This window comes from Paracoccus mangrovi, from assembly GCF_042648425.1.
GTDB lineage: Bacteria > Pseudomonadota > Alphaproteobacteria > Rhodobacterales > Rhodobacteraceae > Paracoccus > Paracoccus mangrovi.
In genome coordinates this window covers 1-21,180 of sequence record NZ_JBHRXJ010000025.1, presented here as the reverse complement: position 1 = coordinate 21,180, position 21,180 = coordinate 1, and the positions used below count along the sequence as shown (strand labels likewise).

The window sequence follows — 21,180 nt, the reverse complement described above, 5'->3', positions numbered from 1 at the left end:
GTTTTCCCAACTCCGCCAACGGCGTGTAGTAAAACGGGTATGTTCGATGTGTTGAGTAGGTCGCTAACCTCTGCCTGCAGTGCTCGATAAATCACCTATGATACCGCCGGGAATCCAACGATATTCGGGCCCAACACCAAGATCATAGGGGTGTTCCGGAAAAATGCTTCTGGCACACCCCAACTTGTAACTCTGTATCCTGATCCATGAGGCCAGTCATGACGCCTTCTGCAATCTCATCTGATCTGACTACTTTGCTTATGCTTTTTAATGCGAATGTTTCGCTTAGTGACGAGGTCGGAGCCTATCTAGATAAGTTTACGTCAGCCGAAAGGGAGGCCTTGCGAGAAGAGTTTGAAACCTGCCTGCGGCTCGATGCTCTTGGGATGGAACGGTTTCGCCGCTCTACGGCTTGTAACGCAAAAGATGAAGCCACAGCCCGACGCTTCTTTAACGATGTATATCGGTATGCGTTCGAAGGGGGTGAAGAACCTTACGTTCCAGACTACGCGCTATCCTGATGAATATATTTGGCGCACAGAGGTATGCGGTGAGTGCATAACAAGCAGATCCAACTTCCACACTGGTGCGGATGCCAGTTCATGCTTATCGCAGCGACGGTCTGCTACGAGGAACTCCTCAATGGCAACCAAAAAGAATTTGGTGTTTCAGAAACTCTTGCCGCCGGTGTCAAAAAGAAGGCCTTCTGGCTGGATTACGAGCTTCGCGGCTGAGTCTGCCGGACCGAACCACCTGCGTGCAACTTCGCCGCGATTGCCACGCCGCGCCGTCTTCAGTCAGCTTTCCGCCCGACTGGTCAATCGTGCGACAACCGCGAAGGCGGGAATCGCTGCGATATTTGAGGTCTCCGCGCTTCCCGCCTTCGCTTCGCTCAACATGGCCAGCCCGAGTGGACGGCATGCTGAAGAACCGATGGACTCAGTGACGAATTAGCTTGGAATACGCAATTTCTAGAGCGCGTGCCGTTTCGGGGCCGAAAGTGTTCTCCTGCTTGCGGGCTGCAAGCTCTAGGTCCAGACCCTGCGCCAGATCTGCCAGGATCAATGCCCAGGCCGAGGCCGCCTCCTGTCCGGTCGCATGACCATGCGTGAGTGCCGATGTTGCCATTGCCAGATCACGAACACGGCCCCGAGCGACGAATGCAATCGGTGCCACCCGCATGATCGTGCCGCACCCTTTGGAATTGTTTCGCGCGGCATCACCAAACTGCCGGGCCGCACTCAGAGCAGACAGGCAGGTATTCCCCGGAGCCCTTCGGGCGTGGAGGCGCCGATCCCGGATCAACCCGACATCTCCAACATCCATGCCTGCGGCCACACCTTGTGTCGCCAGCCAGCGCAGCAAGGCATGGTGGATGACCCCGGCGGGATGGCAGATTCCACGCATCTCTTGACGGATAGCCGCCCGGATCAGCCCTTCTGCCGTAAAAAGGGTCATTTGCGTATCATCGGTGATCGAACCGATCATGCCGGCATGCGGGGGAAGGTTCTGCAAGCCATCAGGGAAGTGCTCCCGAATCCGGGGCAGTGACCAGAATTCGATTTCCGCCCCCAAAGCATCTCCGATGGCGCCACCCAACAGGCAGCTGAAAATCAGGTGCTCAGAAATGGGCATCGAAAACCTCTAACCGCTCGCACTAGTTGGCCGATTTGTGCTGTAATTATTTGGCGGCTGGCGCGGAGGGTTCTCATCCGCATGAGCCGAGAAAGGCGCCCACAGCTGGACAAAGGGCGCGTTCGGAGTTTGAGTCCGAATCGTGTACCGTGTTCAGTCCAAGCTGACCGGGTTCAGTTTCCCGCCATACCTATGGCGCATGACCACTTGAGCATCGTTGGCCAGATAGCCGACACTTCGGGAGTAGCAGCGTTGCAAGCATTATCCATGACCTCGATGGGAGCGTTGGCGCTTTTGGCGTTGTCCGCACCCGCACTAGCCCAGGAACTGTGTGCCGGCTACGGGCCGCAGACGCCCCGGGACATCTCGCAAACCGACGGGCTGAACCAGCCGCTGTTCACGCTTGCGCCCGATGCGTCCGAGATGAACCTCTGCAACATCCACGCCCATCTCGGCGCTGAGCACAAAGGACCGGGCTTCAGCGTCGCGAAAAGCAGCGATGCGCGTGACGGGTATGTTTGCAACGAAGCATCCACCCTGACCCCAGCCGAACTTGAAGAATCTGCCGAAGAAGTGGAGGTGTTCGAGAACGTCAAGCCCGGTGACACGGTCGAAGTGCATTGGGTTTATACATCCTGTGACGTGGCGCCGGGTCCGGGCCTTGCAGCCTGCGCCAGCACCGCCTGCACGAACCCGGAACTGCGTGTCGAAGCTCAGGTCTTTCTGGTCGTGAACGACTCGAAAGCGCTGGATTTCACCGATTTTGCATATGAGGGAAACATTGTTGACGGCCGGCACCAGGCAAAGAGCCTGCCAACCGAAACCGGTGATCCCGTCGTGTTCGCGGGTTCAACGACCGGAGAGGCCTACTCACACCAGATTTGCTCGCCTCTGGCCGCGACGTGGAGCGTTCGACCGGCATGCGCGAAGCTGGATATAGGCTCGCTGCAACGGTGGAGCGAGGGCAAATTGGTTTTTGCTGAAACCGAGGCGCATGCCGTGCGTGAACTGGTAACTGCGCCGGAACTGCTTGCACCAATCGAGTAACAGGCTCAACACTCAGGGCTGCGGATGCGCTCGCGAGTTCATCGCAGTTGATCCGCATGGTCTGAATGCTCGGTTAAGTCGGCCCATAATCAAGAATCAGGCAGCAGGCGTCTGGCAAAACCCAGACGTTTACTGCTCGCCGTTTTGCACATTTTCCTTATCTGGGGCGGGAGTGTGATCTTTCCGATCTGGAGCTGTTTCGGGCTTGAGGCGCGGCAGAGCCACCAAGGAAACCACCGTCATGAGCGCGATCACGGCCCCGACATCGTAAGCCCCCAAGCCGACCGCTGTTCCGATCGCGCCCGTGGCCCACAGACTCGCGGCAGTCGCCGTGCTTTTGATCGTAACCATCCGGCTTGGGCCGCGGGCGGGCGGTCTCAGGTGCTCGATGCGCGGCAGGTGGTCTGGCAGATGGCCAAGGTTGCGATTGGCCGCGAGGCGTCTTGTCTTGCCATCGGCGTTGCGTTCGACCAGCGCATCCCGCGCGGCCTCGGCTTCGGCGACCACCGTTTCCAGATCCTCAAAAGCCAGTTGACGCGCATCGGGGGGCAGCAGTTGCTCGGACCGCTTGCCATAAAGCGCATGGCGCAGCTCGGCGATGAGGTAATCCTGACGTTCGGTCTGCGCCTCAAGCCCTGCGACCTTGGCCTGCATGGCCGCAAACGCCTCACGCACGGCGGGCGGAAGGCTGTCCAGATCAAAGGGGAGCTCGGCGGGTGCAGACATGGCGATTTATACCGCGTGCCCCCACGATTGCCCATATTTGCAAGGCGATCCGAGTCATTCTGTCGCGGGGGGATGCGTCGGTCTGGGCGCATGGATGCGGCGCCAGTCAAGCCCTGCAAACAGCGCCTCGAACTGCACCCGCGACAGCCGCATGACCCCGTCGCCAACCTTTGGCCAGGCAAAGCCGCCCTGTTCCAGCCGCTTGTAGATCATCACGATCCCACTGCCGTCCCAGAACAGAACCTTGATCCTGTCGCCACGTTTGGACCTGAAGACAACCATCACCCCAGCCCTGGGCGCAAAACCCAGCTCGGCATGCGCCATGGCCGCCAGCCCGTCATGTCCCTTGCGGAAGTCCACAGGCTTGGTTGCAATCACGATCCGGACGGCCTGATCCGGAAAGATCACAGCACCTTCCTCAGCGCCGCCGCCAAGGCCGCCGCGCGGTCTGGACTGCAATCCGGCATCACATGCAGAACGGCCCCACAGATCTCGACCCTGATCACGCCCGTATCGGCCGACGCGGCAGCCGCAGCAGCATCAGCCAATGGCTCGATCACCAGCGGCACGAAGGTCGGGGCCACATCGACCGGCACCACCAGTTCCCCTTTGCGCGCCTGACCACGCCATCCCGAAAGGTGCCGGGCAATCAACCCATACTTCGCCGCAACATCGCAGACCCGCGCGCCAGGCTGAAAACTCTCGGCCACAATCCGCGCCTTGAGATCATCCGGCCATCGCCGCCGCCCGGTCGGACCATCAAGGATCTCGATCCGCGAAACTCCCTTCGACCCACGCACCTCCATCCGGTGCTCGTTTTGGTGCTCCACGGCAAGCCTCCCGCAAACTCAGTTGCAGGACGGCATGCCCGATACAGCATCAGGCCGAAACCACGGGGCTGGCGCACCGCTTACGTTCAACCTCGCCATCGACAGCAAATTGCGGGGCTGTGATCTCGTGAGGCTCAAGGTTGCTGATGTTTACGCGGCCGGCCAGGTCAAGGAGCGGGCCTCGATCATCCAGAGCAAGACCCGGAAACCGGTTCGCTTCGAGATCACCGAGGGAACGCGCAAATCGATTGTGGCCTGGCTCGATAACCCGCTGATGATCGGATCGGAACATCTGTGGCCGGGCCGCTTCCACGAGAGGCTGCACATCTCGACCCGTCAGTATGCCCGGCTGGTCCGCGATTGGGTCACATCGATAGGGTTGGAGCCGACTTCCTATGGCACCCATACGATGCGCCGGACCAAGGTCGCGCAGATCTACCGCAAGACCGGCAATCTCCGCGCCGTGCAATTGTTGCTCGGTCACACCAAGATGGACAGCACGGTGCGATATCTCGGCGTCGAACTGGAAGACGCGCTCGCAATCGCTGTAGCCGTAGAAATCTGAAGCGAGGGGTCGCCTTGACAAGGGCGGCCCAAAGCTGCCAGTCGGTCTCTGACTGGCGCTGCGGTGCAGCTTCCCCAGACCGGACGTTCGTGCCTGGCGCAGCGAGATCGCGCAGGCAAAGTCTGCTATGCGGACCTTCCGGACATTCGCTATAACTGGAAAAGCCGGTCTGCCTCGTCTCCAACTCGCGCTGCTACGGCGCTGAGGGGTACACTTTGTCGATGCAGGAGGGTTGCCGGACCGGAACAAGCTCAAGCCCTGGCACCTTCTTCATCGCCGTGTCACAGAACTTTCACTTGGCAGATCTTTTATATTTTATTATTCCATGAAATATGGAAAAAGAGATTCCCGACCAACTGTCCACCCTCGGCCATCCGCAGCGGTTGGCGATCTTCCGGCTGCTGATGCGCCGATACCCTGACCGTGTTCCGGCCGGGGAGATCGCCTCCACGCTTGGCGTCAAGGCGAGCACGATGTCCACCTATCTGTCCGCACTGACGCGGGACCAGCTGGTGGAACAACAACGGGCAGGCACGTCGCTTCTCTACGCGATCAACATGACCACGGTGCAACGGCTGTTCGGATACCTGTTCAGCGATTGCTGCCGTGGCCGTCCCGATATCTGCATGCCTTTCAGCACAGGAACCACCCCCATGTCTGGCCGCAAATACAACGTCCTCTTCATCTGCGTGGGCAACTCCGCGCGGTCCATCTTCGCCGAGTCACTCCTGCGCAGTGCCGCTGGCGACAGGTTCATTGCGTATTCCGCAGGAACTCGACCGGGGACCCAACTCAATCCCTTCGCGGTGCAGGTCTTGCAGGACAAGGGGCATGACGTTTCCGTACTGCGCTCGAAGGACGTGTCCGAGTTTGCTCGCCCCGATGCGCCGCAGTTCGACTTCGTCTTCACGGTTTGCGATCAGGCGGCAAACGAGGAATGCCCCGCTTGGGAGGGGCAGCCAGTAAGTGGCCATTGGGGTATGCCGGACCCGGTCAAAGTCGAAGGAACCAATGCTGAAAAAGCGCTGGCCTTCCAACAGGCTTACGGGGCGCTCAAGCACCGGATCGAAGCCTTTGTCGCCCTACCGATCGAGACCCTGGACCGCATTGCATTGCAAAAAGCCGTGGACGACATCGGCCGCGCCAGCCCCGAGACACTGGCATGACCACCTACGCACTGAATGGCCTCGGTCGCATGGGCAAGCTCGCCGTCAAGCCTCTCCTCGATAGCGGCGCCAAGATCGCCTGGATCAACGACGCTGTGGGTGATCCGGAGATACACGCGCATCTTCTGGAGTTCGATACGGTCCACGGACGCTGGGATGCCGCGTTCTCGCATGACGCCGAAAGCGTCACGATCAATGGCACACGCCTGCCGTTCATTGGCGCACGCGCGATTGCCGATCTGCCGCTGGACGGTGTCGATGTGGTGATCGACTGCACCGGCGTCTTCAAGACCGAGGCCAAGATCGCCCCCTATTTCGAGGCGGGCGTGAAGAAGGTCGTGGTCTCCGCCCCGGTGAAGGACGGCAATGCGGCCAACATCGTCTACGGCGTCAACAACGAGACATATGATCCTGCCCAGCACCGGATCGTCACCGCGGCTTCCTGCACGACCAACTGCCTCGCGCCGGTGGTGAAGGTGGTTCACGAGACTTTCGGCATCAAGCATGGCTCGATCACCACGATCCATGACGTGACCAACACCCAGACCATCGTCGACCGCCCGGCAAAGGACCTGCGTCGGGCGCGGTCTGCGCTGAATTCGCTGATCCCGACGACGACCGGCTCGGCCACGGCGATCACCTTGATCTATCCGGAATTGAAGGGTCGTCTGAACGGCCATGCGGTGCGCGTGCCGCTGCTCAATGCCTCGCTGACCGACTGCGTCTTCGAGCTGGAGCGTGCTGTCACGGCGGAAGAGGTCAACGCCGCCTTCGAGGCTGCGGCCAATGGCCCGCTGAAAGGCATCCTCGGCTACGAGACGCGTCCGCTTGTCTCGACCGATTACACCAATGATCCGCGCTCCTCGATTATAGACGCGCCATCGACGATGGTGATCAATGGCACGCAGCTGAAGATCTACGCCTGGTACGACAACGAATGGGGCTATGCCAACCGGCTGGTCGACGTCGCGCTGATGGTCGGGGACTCACTGTGAGCCATCCCGCCCCGGCCCGTCCCGAGGGTCTGTCCGCCTACGTCGCCGTCACGGCCGCCTATTGGGCCTTCATGCTGACCGATGGCGCGCTCAGGATGCTGGTGCTGCTGCATTTCCACACGCTGGGCTTCAGCCCGGTGCAGCTGGCCTACCTGTTCATTCTTTACGAAGTCGCAGGGATGATCACCAACCTCGCGGCAGGCTGGATCGCTCTGCGGTTCGGGCTGACCTCGACGCTCTATGCTGGACTCGGGTTGCAGGTGGTCGCGCTGCTTGCGCTTGCGCAGCCCGATCCGGGCTGGAGCATCGCGGCTTCGGTCGCCTTCGTCATGTGCGTCCAGGGTCTTTCAGGCGTGGCGAAGGACCTCGCCAAGATGTCCTCGAAATCGGCGGTGAAACTGCTGGCTCCTTCGGGCGATGGCGGACTGTTTCGCTGGGTCGCGGTACTGACCGGCTCGAAGAACGCAGTGAAGGGGCTGGGCTTCCTGCTTGGCGCGGCGCTGCTGGCGGTGCTTGGCTTCGACTGGGCCGTGCTGGGCATGGCCATCGTCCTGGGGGTGATCCTCGTCGCGGTCGTGCTGTTCATGCCTTCGGGCCTGCCCAAGGGCAGGAAGGGCACCAAGTTTTCCGAGGTCTTCTCGAAATCGGCCAACGTCAACTGGCTGTCGGCGGCGCGGGTGTTCCTGTTCGGGGCGCGCGACGTCTGGTTCGTCGTGGGCATCCCGATCTACTTCTATGCGGTGCTCTCGGACGGCACCGAGGGTGGCAACCGCGCTGCCTTCTTCATGATCGGCACCTTCATGGCGGTCTGGGTCATCCTCTACGGGATGGTGCAGGCCAGCGCACCGAAGATCCTGCGCGCGGCGAGCCGCCCGGAGGGCGAGCTGATCCGTGCGGCTCGGAGCTGGGCTCTTGCGCTCTTCGTCGTGCCAGCCGCGTTGACGGTGGCCGTTGCGTTTTCGCCTGCGCCGCAGACCTGGCTGACGGTGACGCTGGTCCTGGGTCTGCTGGCTTTCGGCGCGCTGTTTGCCGTGAATTCCTCGCTCCACTCCTACCTGATCCTCGCCTTCTCGAAATCTGAACGGGTCACGATGGATGTAGGCTTTTACTACATGGCCAATGCGGGTGGTCGTCTGATCGGCACGCTCCTGTCCGGCCTGACTTACCAGATCGGCGGGTTGACCCTCGTCATGGGCACGGCGGCGGTCATGGTCGTCCTGGCGGCCGTGACCTCGGGACGCCTGACCGATCAGACGAACGAGGTGTCTGCATGAGTATTTTCGAACGCTACCTGACCGTCTGGGTCGGGCTCGCGATGATTGCCGGTGTCCTGATCGGCCAAGTCGCACCCTGGCTTGTGCAGGCCATTGCGGCGACCGTAGTCGCGAGCGTGAACCTTGTAGTGGCCGTGCTGATCTGGGCCATGGTCTACCCGCTGCACCCACCCACCGCGCATCCTGATGCTCTATGGATCGCTGCGCGAGCGCAGCTTCTCGCGTCTTGCAGCCGAAGAGGCGGCGCGCACTCTCGAACGCCTCGGGGCTGAGGTGCGGTCCTTCGATCCCCGTGATCTGCCGCTGCCTGACAGTGTCGAAGCCGATCACCCCAAGGTGGCCGAGCTGCGCGATCTGGTGCAGTGGTGCGAAGGCATGGTCTGGTCCTCGCCCGAACGCCACGGGGCCATGACCGGTATCATGAAGGCGCAGATCGACTGGATACCGCTCTCGCTCGGTTCCGTGCGCCCGACGCAGGGCAAGACGCTGGCGGTGATGCAGGTCTCTGGTGGATCGCAGAGCTTCAATACGGTCAACCAGCTGCGCATTCTCGGGCGCTGGATGCGCTTGCTGACCATCCCGAACCAGTCCTCGGTTGCCAAGGCGTGGAATGAATTCGAGGAAGGCGGGCGGATGAAACCCTCGCCCTATTACGACCGGATCGTGGACGTGATGGAGGAGCTGGTGAAGTTCACCCTTCTGACGCGCGACATCCGCGATCATCTGGTCGACCGCTATTCCGAGCGGAAGGAAAGCCATGCCGAACTGTCGGCGCGGGTGAACCTCAAGACGATCTAATTCGACGGAAATGGAAATGGATGTTGACGCCCGCAAGACTTGGCGCGCATCTATTTCCATGAATATCGAAACAGCTTCCCGCCAACTCGACGCCCTCGGCAACGCGACGCGTCTGCGCATCTACCGGACACTCGTGCGCGACGGTGAAAGCGGCGCTCCAGTCGGTCGGGTGCAAGACACTCTTGGGCTTCCGGCATCGACCCTGTCGCATCACCTGAAAAAGCTGCTCGACGTCGGTTTGATCCGCCAAGAGCGCAGCGGCAACACGCTCCATTGCCACGCCGAATATCCGGCGATGAAGGCGTTGGTGGGCTTTTTGGTCGACGAGTGCTGCGCGGATGAGGCCGCGTCAGGCAAATGACGCTGTCACGCGCAAAAGTCGTGTCATCGCTCGGGATCGTCCAGATCTTCGCATGGGGCAGCAGCTATTACCTGCTGGCACCGCTGGCCGGTGCGATCGCAGACGATACCGGCTGGGGCCATGCCATGATTTCCGCCGGTGTATCGGTTGCCTTGCTCATGTCAGGTCTGACGGCACCGAAAATCGGCCGCTGGATCGGCCGGAGCGGTGGCAGAAAGACCCTCTGCCTCGGGATGGCCTTCATGGCCATTGGTCTGTTCCTTCTCAGCATGGCGCACGCCCCATGGGTCTACCTGCTCGCTTGGAGCGTCCTCGGTTGCGGGATGGCTGCCGGGCTCTACGACGCCGCCTTCTCCGTCCTGGGGGCCGCCTATGGACGTGATGCGCGATCCGCGATCACGCAACTGACCCTCTGGGGCGGCTTTGCCAGTACCGTGTGCTGGCCGCTTTCGGCTTGGCTGGTCGAAAGCATCGGCTGGCGCACAACCTGTCTGCTCTATGCTGGCATCCACATCTTCGGAACGCTGCCCCTTTGCTGGTGGGCCTTGCCGCATGCTTCCGCCACGCACTCAGCAACGATGCATGAACCAGTGCGCCGATCGGAAGTTGGCGTTCGCCGCGCCGATATCAGGTTCCTCTGTATCGTCGTCGCAGGCGTCACGCTGACTCTTCTTGCGACCATCTGGTCCATTCACATGGTGACGATCCTGACCGCCGGGGGCTACACCACGGCTGCAGCGATCGCGGTCGGTACTTTGATCGGGCCATCCCAAGTCGGTGCCCGCGTTATTGAAATGATGGGCGGGGGTCGACATCATCCGATATGGACGATGATCGCGGCGACTGCGCTCGTGTTCGTCGGTTTCCTGGGCCTACAGATGGGATTTCCAGCTGCCGCCGCTCTCGTTGCATACGGGGCCGGAAATGGCCTTTGGTCCATCGCGCGCGGCGCTCTTCCGCTCGCGCTCTACGGTCCGGACCAATATGCCGCTCTAATGCGACGCTTGGCTCGCCCTATGTTGTTGGCTGGCGCCGCCGCCCCGACGCTTGGGGCATTGCTCATTGACAAGGTCGGCTCCGAAGCGACGATGGTCCTGCTTGCCGCGACTGCCGTCCTCCCTTTCGCGATGGCGTTGTTGATCCATGTAGACTTGATGCGGGAGCGGCGCAGCGCAGAATTCCCGTAGTGAGCCCAATGTTCGAGGTGCCAATTTCAACATCACGCGCGCCACGATCCTGCCGGATCGCGGCGCAGGAAAACCTTGGCTCTTGAGTTCTCCCTAAAAACCGTTTCTAAGACCTGTAATAGCGTAAGGACCCGGTGAAAGCCCGGGTGGCTCTTCCGGCCGCTGATCCGCCGGATAACCCCTTAGATAAGCCCAAACTGTACTGTCGGACCGTCTTTCAAAGGACGCCCCGGCCCAGGGTCTTGGACTAATTTATGATCTCTATTTCTGAATACCGACAGCAATGGTTCGGTAACATCCGCGGCGACGTGCTCGCGGGCATCGTCGTCGCGTTGGCGCTGATCCCTGAGGCGATCGCGTTCTCTATCATAGCAGGTGTGGATCCCAAGGTTGGTCTCTACGCCTCCTTCTCCATCGCAGTGCTCATCGCCTTCACTGGTGGTCGGCCCGGCATGATTTCAGCTGCAACAGCCGCCACGGCAGTGCTCATGGTAACCTTGGTCCGTGACCACGGGCTGGAATATCTTCAGGCCGCGACGGTGCTTGCCGGACTTCTGCAAACCGGAGCCGGGCTCCTGAAGCTTGGGCGCTTCATGCGCTACGTCTCCAAATCAGTCATGACCGGGTTCGTGAATGCTCTGGCAATCCTGATCTTCATGGCCCAGCTCCCCGAGCTGAACCCCGCCAACGAGGGTGTCACCTGGTTGACCTACGCGCTTGTGGCCGCAGGGCTCGCGATCATCTATCTTTTCCCGCGCCTGACAAAAGCGGTTCCATCTCCGTTGGTCACTATCGTCGTTCTGACAGCCTTGGTGGTTGCCATGGGCTGGGACGTGCGAACCGTGGGCGACATGGGCGCGCTCCCGGACACGCTGCCAGTATTTCTGATCCCGAACATACCTCTGACCTTTGAAACGCTTGTGGTCATTTTCCCCTATTCCGCAGCTGTCGCGATTGTGGGGCTGCTGGAAAGTCTGATGACCCAGAACATCGTCGATGACCTGACGGACACCAAATCGAACCGAAACCAGGAGTGCATTGGTCAGGGCATCGCGAACACCTGCACCGGTTTCATTGGCGGGATGGCTGGCTGGGCAATGATCGGCCAATCGATCATCAACGTGAAGTCCGGAAGCCGTGGACGTCTCTCGGCGTTCACGGCCGGCGTCGTGCTGTTGATCCTTGTGGTGGGGCTTGGAGACCTCGTCGCCCGCATCCCGATGCCCGCGCTGGTCGCCATCATGATCATGGTCTCGATCGGAACCTTCTCATGGTCTTCCATCAAAGCTTTGACGGTGCATCCGCGCTCTTCTTCGATCGTCATGCTCGCGACCGTGGCGACGGTGGTTTACACGCACAACCTGGCGATCGGCGTTTTGGTTGGCGTGCTGCTTTCGGGAATCTTCTTTGCGGGCAAAATCGCGCAACTCTTCCGTATCTCATCGACCCTTTCGGAGGATGGGCGAGTCAGGACCTATGTTCTGGAGGGACAGCTTTTCTACGGCTCGACCGAAGATTTCGCCAACGCATTCGACTTCGGCGAAGCGCCAGAGCGCGTAGTGATCGACGTCAGTCGCGCTCATATCTGGGACATCAGTTCGGTCCAGGCCCTCGACATGGCCATTCTCAAGTTTCGCCGTGAAGGCGCAGACGTCGAGGTAATTGGCATGAATGCCGCGTCCGAGACGTTAGTCGACAAGCTCGCCATCCACGACAAGCCTGGGGCGATGGAAAAGTTGATGGGGCATTGAGGGAGGATACTATGGACAAGATACTCACTCTTCTCGACGGTTCGGCTTACTCCGAGAGCGTCTGTCATCATACGGCATGGATCGCGCAAAAGCTCGGCGCAGGCGTCGAAGCGATGCACGTCTTGGGACGGCGCGAAGGAGCCACTTCCACCGATCTTTCCGGAGCGCTGAAACTTGGTGCGCGCAGCGAGCTTCTGAAAGAGCTCGCCGAGCTGGATGCGCAGCGCGCGAAAGTTGCCCAAGCCAAAGGTCACGCCCTGCTCGAGGATGCAAAACAGATCCTTGAAAAGGACGGCGTTCCTGTCGTGAACCTGCGTCTCCGGAAGGGTGACCTTCTGAATGCGGTACGCGAACTCGAAGGCGACATCCGCGCCATCACCATTGGCAAGCGTGGCGAAGGTGCCGATTTCGCCTCTGGTCACCTCGGGTCAAACCTTGAACGCATCGTGCGGACTTCCAAAGTCCCGGTGTTCGTCGCGTCTCGAGAATTTCGCCCGATCTCGAAGGTCCTGCTGGCGTATGGAGCCATACATTCGTGCGGTTGATAGTTTGAAGGAGGGCGATGGCCCAATCTGACTGATCCGTCCGGCGGCGATGACTTCCCGTGGTGTCTTCCTGCCCTGCAGCGTTAACTCCGTTACCGACGGAATATGATCGACCGCTTAGGGCTCGATGCGGTCATGCGGCGGTGCGGCAGGCCGTGTGACCATCCTGGCAGAGCGACATGGCACGCCCGGCCCAGAGCTGCCTTTCATTGTCGAACCGTGCTGCATGGCGGCGTTCGCCAAAGCCGCCGTTCGAAGACGTTGTGGCGAAGGTCGTAGCTGCGGCCCGCGTCGGCTCCCTTCTTCCTTGGCAACTCAAGTCGTTAACTTAATCCTTCGTTGGCCCACCATATCGCCTACTTCCTTTCGAACGCTCTTCGTTTACTACCAGTCGATGCGGAGGTGCCAATCCATGTTTATCACACACGAACTGTCTCCGCTGGAGATGCTGTCCGAGCTCGTCAGCCTGGAAGGCGTCAGCACCGCAGATACGAAGCGGTTCGAGGAACTGCGGCACGACGAGCATCTGTGCCCGGGCTTCCGCGATCGGGTCGAGGCGATGCTCGGCACCTACAAAAGCCACCGTACCGATGTGCAGGATATCCAAGGGATGCGGGACGATGGCGTCGACGTACAATTGCGCTATCATCAGGACGGCGACCATCGCATCGGGTTACAGGTCAAAAGCCATAAGGAGATCGTAGGCTGGAAGACGAAGCGCGATCCGGACTTCGTCATGCGGCTCAAGGCACAGCTGGCAACTGCCGTCGCCAATGTCGATGTCGACTATTATTACGTCCTTCTGTGCACCGATGAGATCGCCCATGCGAGGCAAATCCGCGTCATCTGCTCGGAACTCAAGCAGTTCGATAAGGTGCGCATCGTCCGCCCGCGTCAGGCGCTGACCTTTTTCGAACTCGATGACACATGGATTTCCACCTTCGTAACGCAGATCCTCTGCAAATCCGATCCCCTGCTTGAAGCCGCGCGGAACAAGGCGTCCTCAATGGAAGGTGATCACGCATTCATGCTGCTGACGTTGATGTGCATGGCATGTGAGGGGGAACGGATTGTTACGGATGAGCGGCTTTCTGATATCTACGATGAGTGGACCGAGTTGTCACCGACCGCCGCCCCTGCAGACGAGCGTCTGCCAGCTCTGCTCTGGCACCTTGATGGCAATGGCTTTAATTTTTCGACTGTCGGCGAGGACGGATTGACCATCGCTGACTTCCCGACGTCCTGGACCGCGCTCTATTTTGACCAGAGGCACCGGCTTGGCGGAGACCTCCGCACCCGCCTTGCGATGCTGCTAGGGATATGGCCCGGGTCGCCCAAGCGTGGACGCCTGCCGCGCAAGCGGTAAGTTTCCACGCTTGGGCGAGTTCCCCGCGACTTGGCCGAGATCTTAATGCTCGGGATAGAACCTCAGCCCTTGGGATGTTGCTCGACGCCGCTCCGTTATGGCCGACGGTCTCCAAAGCCTCGTCCAGACGGTGACAGCTGCCGCTGAGCTAGCACCGTAGCGGAATCCGATCCATGATAGTAGCGATGCGTTACAGAGCGGATCTTGGGCGAATGCATGCAAACCGGCTACCGCACCTCAAGTTTGGCAATCCGGCGACAAGACGGTCCCGGAAGGTCCGTACAGCGCTCCGATAAGTATGCTTGGGGCAGAGAGAGGCGGTCGCAGATGGTCGATTCAACTCCCCGATAGAACGGACGGCCCGTAGCGGTCGATCAGCGGACCGGGATGCTGCTAGCGCCATTGTCCGAAGCGGACGCTTGATGGGGGCCGCAGCAATACATGAGTGGATATGGTACGATACGAGACAGAGCTGCTGCTTGCAGGCTTCTTACTCTCCCTCGCCCCAAAGCTCGCTTAAGAAGTGCGACGAGACGCACAGGGCGTTCTGGTGCTCCATGACGCCACTACGGTGGGTGAAGTGGAACAACTGCGTCGCGTTCATCGCTTGGCGCAGCTGCCGCATCTGGCCCCCGAAGTTCAGCGCGCCGATGGCGGCGACGAAATCCTGCTCAATGCGGGCGAGGCGCGGAAGGGATGGGTCATTGTCCTGCATCCCCATCCGGAAGGTATGGAAGTCTGTGTGTATCCACGCCCTGGGGTTGGTGACGGGGTCGGGTTGCCCTGGCGTCGGACCGTCGACCAGCTGCGTCAGCGCCCTCACGCCCGCGATCTTCTTCTCGGTCTCGTCCAGCCACTCGGCGGGAGACAGCTCCGCGATCATGTTCATAGTTCATAGTGGCCTCCCGCCGCGATAGCACGTACCATGAAAATTTCGCGTCCGTTAACAAGTCGGCAAGGGGGTATAGGGTGTGGCGGCAGAGTTGTCCCCAGCAAAAATTCGTCCGGTGTTGGGGCAAGACTCTTGCACTGTGCTCTCTTTCCAATGTTATGATGCAACCGAATGAAAAACAGAGATATTTCTATGGATGAGCCTAGTCCACCAGTCGGAGAAGTAGTTGATCTGTTCTGCGGTGTTGGTGCCTTGAGCCATGGTTTGATGCGGGCAGGTTTAACTATCAAAGCTGGTTATGATGTCGATCGGAACTGCCAGTACGCATACGAAAAGAACAACGGTGCCACCTTTTACGCCCGCGATGTGGCCAAGCTCACGTCTGAAGAAATTAAGAGCCATTTCAGTGGCAATGTTCCGTCTGTCCTTGCTGGGTGTGCTCCTTGCCAGCCGTTCTCTACTTACAAGCATAGATACGAGGCGGATCCACGGTGGGAGCTAGTAGAAGCATTTGCTCGCTTAGCTGCCGAAGTTCAATCCGATTTTGTGACAATGGAGAATGTTCCGGCTCTCCTTAAGTATAAAAATGGTAGTGTGTTTTCTGACTTTGTGGCTACATTGAAAGCAGCAGGCTATAAGCATATACAGTGGACCGTGGTTCGCTGCGAAGAGTTTGGTGTTCCACAGAAACGGCGTCGCTTGGTTCTAATTGCTTCAAGAGAGCGACCTCTATCGGATCTTGTCCCTACGCACGACCAGCCGCTGTCAGTTCGAGATGCGATCCAGTCACTTCCACCAATTGAAGCTGGAGAAGCCGATCCGCGCGATCCACTGCATATTGCGGCATCCCTATCCGTGACCAACCTGGAGCGGATCAAGTCTTCAAAGCCTGGTGGTACGTGGCGGGACTGGCCATTCGAACTGCGGGCCAAATGCCACCAGCGGGACTCTGGAAGCACCTACTCTGGGGTATACGCACGTATGCAGTGGGACGAACCATCCCCGACGATGACAACCCAGTGCTACGGTTTCGGTAATGGCCGCTTTGGGCACCCCGTGCAGGATCGAGCAATTTCCCTCCGTGAGGCCGCTCTTCTGCAAACCTTCCCTCAGAGCTATTCTTTCCTGCCACCAGGGCAGAAAATCTCCTTCTCCGAGGTAGGACGTTGGATCGGCAACGCGGTGCCTGTCTCCCTCGCGGAGGCGATCGGTAAGCTGATTTTGTCAAGTAAACATGGAGATGACCTTGTCGGACGGTGCACCTAAGCCTTTCCAGTTCGAGATTTCGCTCAGCGTCCTAAACCACCTCGGGCGTAACCTGTATCGCAATTTCATTACCGTGATCGCGGAAGCGGTTTCAAACTCTTGGGATGCCGAAGCCAAAAACGTCTGGATCGACGTCGACAAGGAGGGCAACACCTTCTCCATCAAGGACGATGGCTTGGGTATGACCGCCGAGGACTTCCAGAATAAATTCCTGAAGATCGGTTACTCTAAGCGTAAAGATGGGAAGAAGGCGACCGAAGGGGGGCGACCGTTTATCGGCGCAAAGGGAATCGGTAAGCTTGCACTACTATCGTGCGCCAACCGAGTTTCCATCTACTCTAGGACTGCCGGGACAGGCTACGTCGGGGGCGTCATCGACAACGCCGAGCTTGATAAGGCAATCAAGAGCGACAACACAGCCGATCAGTATCCGCTTGAGCAGCCAGATTTCAGCCGCATCAAGGCGCTCCAAGATGGGCACGAGCACGGCACCATCATCGTTTTTGATGGGATGAAAGAGAAATTGAGAAACTCTCCGGCGCACATCCGCAAGATGCTCGCGATGAGCTTCAAGTTCTCTCTACACGATAAGGCGTTCAAAATATTCGTTGACGGGACTGAGGTTAGCGAAGCTGACTTGGCTGACCTAGCCGGAGCGACCGAGTTTCTATGGGTCGTGAACGGCTACACCGATAGCTACGTTGCCACACTGACGAAACTGAAGTCCGCCGCAGTCCCTAAGACGACCGCGCTTGGCGTCCGGGGCTTCCTAGCCACCGTGGAGAAGCCGCGACACCTCAAGATTACCGGAACAGAAGAGCGCGCGACAGTTGACCTAGTCGTCAACGGTCGCATCCGTGAAAAGAACATCCTACGCCACATACCAACCCAGCGAATTGTCGAGAGCTACCTTTACGGCCAAATTCACTTCGACATCATGGACAGGGAGGGGACTGATCCCTTCACGAGCAGCCGTGAGGGAGTGGTAGAAGACGACCTTCAGTTCCAAGCCCTGATGGACTACCTCAAACGCACTCTGCTACCTCAGATCATTGATGAATGGGACAAGCTTCGTCTCGATCGAAATCTTGAAGGTGATGATGAGAATGAGAGGAAAACCAAGAAAGAGCGAAAGGCCCGCGACCTTTACTCTGCTGCCAAAGATGAGTTTAAGCTTGAGGATGCGGCGCCAAACAAAGATAAAGTAGATGGTTGGCTTGATGACTTACAGAATGACGCCCAGTTTAACCTGCAAGCATACGTTGACTGCTTCTTGTCTGAAAATTTGGTGCGTAACTATCTAGTAGAAAAAGCTATTCCTCTAACTGCTCCAGCTGTTAAGGCGGCGACAGAGTGGAAGCAGAGAGAAGTAGATAACAAGGCAAAAGCGAACATCAGTTTTGATATTCGCCGAGCTGACCACGACCTGTACTATATCGATATGGACGGCCTAGCTATTATGGCGGAGGGCTTCAAACAAGGTGTCGGTCCTTCCCTATGGCTAGATGCCACCTCATACAAACCGGCGCGGAATGCTGTTGGTCATACTGGGCTACTAAGCACAACAGCTCAAACACACCTCAATTTGACGTTTCAGAACATAAAGGCAAGGGTGCGAAACCTTCTTGCTCAACCGTAGCTCTCTACACCCAGTGGATTCGGCGGCGGGTTGTCATTTAAGTACCTTTCAGGAGGTCTCCAGTCCCAGTTCAACCCCCTTACACAGCGCGGCATGGAACAGAAATGTCTTCATGTCATCACATAGCTTAATGGCGGGCCTTAATGACTACCGATGATATCAAGATTTCAAGTAACGAAACTACTCTTGTGGTTGGAATTACCGGAGCAGGTTCGCTCGATGCCGCTGAGTTCGCCGCGCTACTTAAAGACTTCGGTGCGGATTACAAAAAGCTTACCCGTAGTCGATTGATGCTAGTTAGGTATGAGGTTGGTTCTTCGTGGTTTTCTGTCTCAGATATTTTGATTGCAGCTGGTGCGATTTGTGGCCAGGCAGCCGATCTAATTAAAGCGGCTAGCAATATGGCGAAGTTCGCCGGTGCGCTTAGGGGCCTCTTTTCAAAGAGCCAGAGCCTCAATCCGCAACCGATCTTTACGGGTCAATTGCTCGCAAAATCTCTTTCTAGATTGACCAAGTTAGCCGCTGAGAAGGGCGCGGGCATAGAAGTTAGTTACAATGCTGATCACAAAGCAGGGACCGAAGGGTTCTCACTCAAGATGACACCTGCCCAAGTTCGCAGGTGTCATGACCAGCAACTCATCGAAGGTGAGGCTCTGGATTCTGACAGGGTTGCCGTATCGAGAGTGGTAGAAGCACCGCGCCAGCCGCCGCGCCAGTTGCGAGACGCCGAACTCTTGGCGCGCAGTTTCTCCGACCTAGCAGCAATGTCGCCTGCCGAAGCTGAAGGCATAGTAGAGGCCTTCGTGGCAGCCCTGAAATCGGCAGGAAGCGAAGGTATCCTTTCCGCGATTGCTAGTTCTCTCGATGGCCAAGGCAGGTCTGACATTGCAGCAATGGTCCGTAAGCACCTTCCGCGAGATCGTGAGCGTGTCATGATCCCGAGAGACTAGCTGGGAACACACATTCTGTGCCCAGTCACGGCTGCTCATCCGTCCAAATCCACCGCCCCACCTTCTTCAACGGCCCGCGGACCACTAGAGCCTGAAGCGTCGTTGGTCCCATTGTGGGTTTCAGCCTTCCACCCTTAATAACATTCGCTGCGACGCGCATGAATGGCCGCTTCGCCGGCGTGCCGCGACAGCCATGCCGGAGTACCGTCGGTCCGCTTTCCGCCCACGAATGGGACGGACCGACTCATGTTTCCATGTTACTATAGCGCCTTTCGGATCATCCGAAGTCAGGGTGGGCTTGGGGGCAGGAGGTATCGCCATGTCCATCGATTTTCTGCCCGCCCTGCGACCTGACCACCCCGCCTGGAACAAGGGGCGCCTCATCGGCCAAAAGCGTCCCCTGCTGCCAAAGCATGTCTGGTCCATCCGTGTGCGCCTTGAGATGGCGGACAACCGGCGTGATCTTGCGCTGTTCAATATGGCCATCGACAGCAAACTTCGTGGATGCGACCTTGTTTGCCTGAAAGTCCGCGACGTCTTTGCGGCAGGGCGGGTGAAGGAGCGCACCTCAGTCACCCAGAGCAAGACGGGTAAGCCTGTTCGTTTCGAGATCACTGAAACCACAAGACAATCCCTCGAGCGCTGGATCGCTGATCCCGAGATGCTCGGGCTGGAATATCTTTGGCCCAGTCGCTTGCACCACAGCGTGCATCTGTCGACGCGGCAGTACGCCCGCATCCTGCGTGACTGGGTGACATCGATAGGGCTTGAGCCAAGCGCTTACGGGACCCACTCGATGCGCCGAACGAAGGTTGCGCAGATCTACAAGAAGACCGGCAACCTGCGGGCCGTTCAGCTATTGCTCGGTCACACGAAGATGGACAGCACTGTCCGATATCTCGGCGTCGACCTTGATGACGCGCTGACGTTGTCTGAGGGGATAGACTTGTAGCGATAAGCCGGTCGGCGGGTTTTCCGCCTGCCGGCCCTTTGCCGCTGGTCGGCACCGACATATGCTGCTTTTGCTGCATTCCCGGAAGCTGCCCTTAATCTTGCTGCGCAGCAAACACCCTGCCAGGATGATAGCGATGCGGGACAGAGCGATCGTTGATGTTGTTCCGGACGATGCCAGCATGGTCGCGGACGGCACCTACTTCCGGGAAGTTCAGCCACCCTGAATACAGTTGCCAGCAAACCCGGAACGCTTCAGAGGCCCTCTCACCGATACCTGCAACAGCGTTGTGGACTTGCAATTTGACAGGATGTCTCTCGTGTGGCTATGTGTCCTTGGTCCGAGGACGGAGGACGGAGGACGGAGGATGAGTCGTATAAGATGATGAAAAGTCAAGATATTGTCATTTTGCTCAAGCTTGTGAGCCTGCAAAATCAGGAGGATTCCGATCTTCTAGATAGCCCCGACTGGTCCTCAGGTCGCGAAGAGCCTTACTCGGTCCGTGGTCTGGGCAATTCTCTTGGCATCAGCAAGACAGAAGTCAGCGCTTCGCTCAACCGTAGCCTAGAGTCCGGCCTGGCCATAAGGGATCGTAGCTATCGGCGAGTGAAGCCAAATCGTCGTGACCTGTGCGAGTTTATCGCCAACGGTCTGAAATTTGTCTTTCCCGCGAAACCCAGCGCGCCCGAGCGCGGCGTTCCAACTGGATTCTCTGCGCCGATGCTCGAAGGTCAACTCATAAGTGTCGGCCAAGACATCTATGTATGGGCTTATGCGGAGGGTCGAGTGCGCGGACTTTCGATTGAACCGCTGTTCAAATCTGTCCCCGAGGCCGTCCAGAAGGACGAGCGCCTGTACGAATATCTCGCACTGGTCGACGCCATCAGACTTGGCAAGCAGCGTGAATCCAATCTTGCCGTCGAGCGGCTCAAGCAAAGGATCCTGAACAAATGACCGTCCAGGGGCAGCTTCTCTACATGCTCGAAACCGTGGCCGAGGCCATCGGGGACGATCTGCGCGATCGCCTTGTGTTTGTCGGCGGATGTACGACGGCACTCTTCATCACCGATCCGATCACGCTGGAAGACGTGAGACTGACAAATGATGTCGATCTCATCGTCGACCTGGCCGGTTGCGGCGTAAGCGTTCTCTGCCCCCCACCTTCCGCGCGGCATTCTGATCGGTTCATTGGACCGCGATGATTGTTGGGACGGAGTTTCTCCATGGAGTCTGCA

The 21,180-nt window shown here is 58.7% G+C and carries 22 protein-coding genes, 2 pseudogenes and 1 other annotated feature; of the genes and pseudogenes, 19 read left to right on the top strand and 5 right to left on the bottom strand.

The features are described 5' to 3' along the window. The first annotated feature begins 602 nt into the window (after nt 1-602). Complete coding sequence (locus tag ACFOMH_RS19810; protein ID WP_377746633.1) at nt 603-734, top strand: hypothetical protein; 132 nt, start codon at nt 603-605, stop codon at nt 732-734. 205 nt (nt 735-939) lie between these two features. On the opposite strand, the gene ACFOMH_RS19805 is transcribed toward ACFOMH_RS19810, so the two are convergent. Then, nucleotides 940-1,635, bottom strand: coding sequence for an ADP-ribosylglycohydrolase family protein (locus ACFOMH_RS19805; protein WP_377746631.1), 696 nt, complete (start codon nt 1,633-1,635; stop codon nt 940-942). Nucleotides 1,636-1,842: 207 nt separating this feature from the next. Here ACFOMH_RS19805 and ACFOMH_RS19800 point away from each other — a divergent pair, with 207 nt between their 5' ends. Beyond that, nucleotides 1,843-2,682, top strand: coding sequence for a delta-class carbonic anhydrase (locus ACFOMH_RS19800; RefSeq protein WP_377746629.1), 840 nt, complete (start codon nt 1,843-1,845; stop codon nt 2,680-2,682). Nucleotides 2,683-2,811: 129 nt separating this feature from the next. Here the strand turns inward: ACFOMH_RS19800 and ACFOMH_RS19795 are convergent, their stop codons facing one another. The 3 genes from ACFOMH_RS19795 to tnpA are packed head-to-tail and all read right to left on the bottom strand — an operon-like array spanning nt 2,812 to nt 4,238. Continuing rightward, nucleotides 2,812-3,408 carry an IS66 family transposase gene (locus ACFOMH_RS19795; RefSeq protein WP_377746627.1) on the bottom strand — a complete coding sequence of 199 codons (597 nt, stop codon included), beginning with the start codon at nt 3,406-3,408 and terminating at the stop codon, nt 2,812-2,814. A 54-nt stretch (nt 3,409-3,462) separates the two neighbouring features. Further along, nucleotides 3,463-3,786 carry an IS66 family insertion sequence element accessory protein TnpB gene (tnpB, locus tag ACFOMH_RS19790; RefSeq protein WP_377746625.1) on the bottom strand — a complete coding sequence of 108 codons (324 nt, stop codon included), beginning with the start codon at nt 3,784-3,786 and terminating at the stop codon, nt 3,463-3,465. A 26-nt stretch (nt 3,787-3,812) separates the two neighbouring features. Next, on the bottom strand, nt 3,813-4,238 hold the full coding sequence (tnpA, locus tag ACFOMH_RS19785; protein WP_255471222.1) for an IS66-like element accessory protein TnpA: 426 nt from the start codon (nt 4,236-4,238) through the stop codon (nt 3,813-3,815). Between the two features lie 34 nt (nt 4,239-4,272). Between tnpA and ACFOMH_RS19780 the strand changes: the two genes are divergently transcribed. The 11 genes and pseudogenes from ACFOMH_RS19780 to ACFOMH_RS19730 all read left to right on the top strand — a co-directional run bounded on the left by ACFOMH_RS19780 (nt 4,273) and on the right by ACFOMH_RS19730 (nt 14,246). Then, nucleotides 4,273-4,803: a tyrosine-type recombinase/integrase gene (locus ACFOMH_RS19780; protein WP_377746624.1), complete on the top strand. Its 531-nt coding sequence runs from the start codon at nt 4,273-4,275 to the stop codon at nt 4,801-4,803. A gap of 332 nt (nt 4,804-5,135) precedes the next feature. Next, on the top strand, nt 5,136-5,969 hold the full coding sequence (locus ACFOMH_RS19775; RefSeq protein WP_088233789.1) for an arsenate reductase/protein-tyrosine-phosphatase family protein: 834 nt from the start codon (nt 5,136-5,138) through the stop codon (nt 5,967-5,969). Continuing rightward, the gene (locus ACFOMH_RS19770) at nt 5,966-6,964 is read left to right on the top strand and encodes an ArsJ-associated glyceraldehyde-3-phosphate dehydrogenase (RefSeq protein WP_377746622.1); all 999 of its coding nucleotides are present in this window, start codon (nt 5,966-5,968) and stop codon (nt 6,962-6,964) included. Before ACFOMH_RS19775 ends, ACFOMH_RS19770 begins: the two co-directional genes overlap by 4 nt. Then, nucleotides 6,961-8,238 carry an organoarsenical effux MFS transporter ArsJ gene (gene arsJ, locus ACFOMH_RS19765; protein ID WP_377746621.1) on the top strand — a complete coding sequence of 426 codons (1,278 nt, stop codon included), beginning with the start codon at nt 6,961-6,963 and terminating at the stop codon, nt 8,236-8,238. Before ACFOMH_RS19770 ends, arsJ begins: the two co-directional genes overlap by 4 nt. Beyond that, nucleotides 8,235-8,402: pseudogene (locus tag ACFOMH_RS19760) on the top strand (arsenical-resistance protein); the annotation flags it as partial. The gene arsJ and the pseudogene ACFOMH_RS19760, both read left to right, overlap by 4 nt. 4 nt (nt 8,403-8,406) lie before the next feature. Continuing rightward, a pseudogene (arsH, locus tag ACFOMH_RS19755) lies at nt 8,407-9,036 on the top strand (arsenical resistance protein ArsH); the annotation flags it as partial. Between the two features lie 16 nt (nt 9,037-9,052). Then, nucleotides 9,053-9,397 (top strand): ArsR/SmtB family transcription factor, encoded by a 345-nt coding sequence (locus ACFOMH_RS19750; RefSeq protein ID WP_377746620.1) that lies wholly within the window; start codon nt 9,053-9,055, stop codon nt 9,395-9,397. Continuing rightward, on the top strand, nt 9,394-10,584 hold the full coding sequence (locus tag ACFOMH_RS19745; protein ID WP_377746619.1) for an MFS transporter: 1,191 nt from the start codon (nt 9,394-9,396) through the stop codon (nt 10,582-10,584). The genes ACFOMH_RS19750 and ACFOMH_RS19745 overlap by 4 nt, the downstream gene beginning before the upstream one ends. Nucleotides 10,585-10,708: 124 nt before the next feature. Next, nucleotides 10,709-10,764 (top strand) — a sequence feature (sul1 is cis-regulatory element that is thought to sense ions involved in sulfur or methionine metabolism; They are found in Alphaproteobacteria). Between the two features lie 74 nt (nt 10,765-10,838). After that, the gene (locus ACFOMH_RS19740) at nt 10,839-12,335 is read left to right on the top strand and encodes a SulP family inorganic anion transporter (RefSeq protein WP_377746617.1); all 1,497 of its coding nucleotides are present in this window, start codon (nt 10,839-10,841) and stop codon (nt 12,333-12,335) included. A gap of 11 nt (nt 12,336-12,346) precedes the next feature. Continuing rightward, entirely contained in the window at nt 12,347-12,880 is a 534-nt protein-coding gene (locus ACFOMH_RS19735) for a universal stress protein (protein ID WP_377746615.1), read from the top strand. Between the two features lie 412 nt (nt 12,881-13,292). Next, nucleotides 13,293-14,246 (top strand): hypothetical protein, encoded by a 954-nt coding sequence (locus ACFOMH_RS19730; protein WP_377746613.1) that lies wholly within the window; start codon nt 13,293-13,295, stop codon nt 14,244-14,246. A 490-nt stretch (nt 14,247-14,736) separates the two neighbouring features. On the opposite strand, the gene ACFOMH_RS19725 is transcribed toward ACFOMH_RS19730, so the two are convergent. Continuing rightward, nucleotides 14,737-15,129: a hypothetical protein gene (locus tag ACFOMH_RS19725; RefSeq protein WP_377746611.1), complete on the bottom strand. Its 393-nt coding sequence runs from the start codon at nt 15,127-15,129 to the stop codon at nt 14,737-14,739. 180 nt (nt 15,130-15,309) lie between these two features. Between ACFOMH_RS19725 and ACFOMH_RS19720 the strand changes: the two genes are divergently transcribed. From ACFOMH_RS19720 to ACFOMH_RS19695, 6 genes are all read left to right on the top strand, one after another. Beyond that, entirely contained in the window at nt 15,310-16,404 is a 1,095-nt protein-coding gene (locus tag ACFOMH_RS19720) for a DNA cytosine methyltransferase (protein WP_377746609.1), read from the top strand. Beyond that, entirely contained in the window at nt 16,373-18,043 is a 1,671-nt protein-coding gene (locus ACFOMH_RS19715) for an ATP-binding protein (RefSeq protein ID WP_377746607.1), read from the top strand. Before ACFOMH_RS19720 ends, ACFOMH_RS19715 begins: the two co-directional genes overlap by 32 nt. Before the next feature lie 143 nt (nt 18,044-18,186). Beyond that, entirely contained in the window at nt 18,187-18,993 is an 807-nt protein-coding gene (locus ACFOMH_RS19710; RefSeq protein WP_377746606.1) for a hypothetical protein, read from the top strand. Between the two features lie 319 nt (nt 18,994-19,312). Then, nucleotides 19,313-19,945 carry a tyrosine-type recombinase/integrase gene (locus tag ACFOMH_RS19705; protein WP_377746605.1) on the top strand — a complete coding sequence of 211 codons (633 nt, stop codon included), beginning with the start codon at nt 19,313-19,315 and terminating at the stop codon, nt 19,943-19,945. A gap of 381 nt (nt 19,946-20,326) precedes the next feature. Then, complete coding sequence (locus ACFOMH_RS19700) at nt 20,327-20,899, top strand: hypothetical protein (RefSeq protein ID WP_377746603.1); 573 nt, start codon at nt 20,327-20,329, stop codon at nt 20,897-20,899. Further along, a complete protein-coding gene (locus ACFOMH_RS19695; RefSeq protein ID WP_377746602.1) occupies nt 20,896-21,147 on the top strand; it encodes a hypothetical protein in 252 nt (83 codons plus the stop codon). The genes ACFOMH_RS19700 and ACFOMH_RS19695 overlap by 4 nt, the downstream gene beginning before the upstream one ends. The last annotated feature ends 33 nt before the right edge of the window (nt 21,148-21,180 follow it).

Excerpts from the sequence above, each read along its gene's own strand:
- ACFOMH_RS19810 (WP_377746633.1), top strand. The coding sequence starts at position 603 with ATGCTTATCGCAGCGACGGTCTGCTACGAGGAACTCCTCAATGGCAAC.
- ACFOMH_RS19805 (WP_377746631.1), bottom strand. The coding sequence starts at position 1,635 with ATGCCCATTTCTGAGCACCTGATTTTCAGCTGCCTGTTGGGTGGCGCC.
- ACFOMH_RS19795 (WP_377746627.1), bottom strand. The coding sequence starts at position 3,408 with ATGTCTGCACCCGCCGAGCTCCCCTTTGATCTGGACAGCCTTCCGCCC.
- ACFOMH_RS19780 (WP_377746624.1), top strand. The coding sequence starts at position 4,273 with ATGCCCGATACAGCATCAGGCCGAAACCACGGGGCTGGCGCACCGCTT.
- ACFOMH_RS19775 (WP_088233789.1), top strand. The coding sequence starts at position 5,136 with ATGGAAAAAGAGATTCCCGACCAACTGTCCACCCTCGGCCATCCGCAG.
- ACFOMH_RS19770 (WP_377746622.1), top strand. The coding sequence starts at position 5,966 with ATGACCACCTACGCACTGAATGGCCTCGGTCGCATGGGCAAGCTCGCC.
- ACFOMH_RS19750 (WP_377746620.1), top strand. The coding sequence starts at position 9,053 with ATGGATGTTGACGCCCGCAAGACTTGGCGCGCATCTATTTCCATGAAT.
- ACFOMH_RS19745 (WP_377746619.1), top strand. The coding sequence starts at position 9,394 with ATGACGCTGTCACGCGCAAAAGTCGTGTCATCGCTCGGGATCGTCCAG.
- ACFOMH_RS19740 (WP_377746617.1), top strand. The coding sequence starts at position 10,839 with ATGATCTCTATTTCTGAATACCGACAGCAATGGTTCGGTAACATCCGC.
- ACFOMH_RS19735 (WP_377746615.1), top strand. The coding sequence starts at position 12,347 with ATGGACAAGATACTCACTCTTCTCGACGGTTCGGCTTACTCCGAGAGC.
- ACFOMH_RS19730 (WP_377746613.1), top strand. The coding sequence starts at position 13,293 with ATGTTTATCACACACGAACTGTCTCCGCTGGAGATGCTGTCCGAGCTC.
- ACFOMH_RS19725 (WP_377746611.1), bottom strand. The coding sequence starts at position 15,129 with ATGATCGCGGAGCTGTCTCCCGCCGAGTGGCTGGACGAGACCGAGAAG.
- ACFOMH_RS19720 (WP_377746609.1), top strand. The coding sequence starts at position 15,310 with ATGAAAAACAGAGATATTTCTATGGATGAGCCTAGTCCACCAGTCGGA.
- ACFOMH_RS19715 (WP_377746607.1), top strand. The coding sequence starts at position 16,373 with ATGGAGATGACCTTGTCGGACGGTGCACCTAAGCCTTTCCAGTTCGAG.
- ACFOMH_RS19710 (WP_377746606.1), top strand. The coding sequence starts at position 18,187 with ATGACTACCGATGATATCAAGATTTCAAGTAACGAAACTACTCTTGTG.
- ACFOMH_RS19705 (WP_377746605.1), top strand. The coding sequence starts at position 19,313 with ATGTCCATCGATTTTCTGCCCGCCCTGCGACCTGACCACCCCGCCTGG.
- ACFOMH_RS19700 (WP_377746603.1), top strand. The coding sequence starts at position 20,327 with ATGATGAAAAGTCAAGATATTGTCATTTTGCTCAAGCTTGTGAGCCTG.
- ACFOMH_RS19695 (WP_377746602.1), top strand. The coding sequence starts at position 20,896 with ATGACCGTCCAGGGGCAGCTTCTCTACATGCTCGAAACCGTGGCCGAG.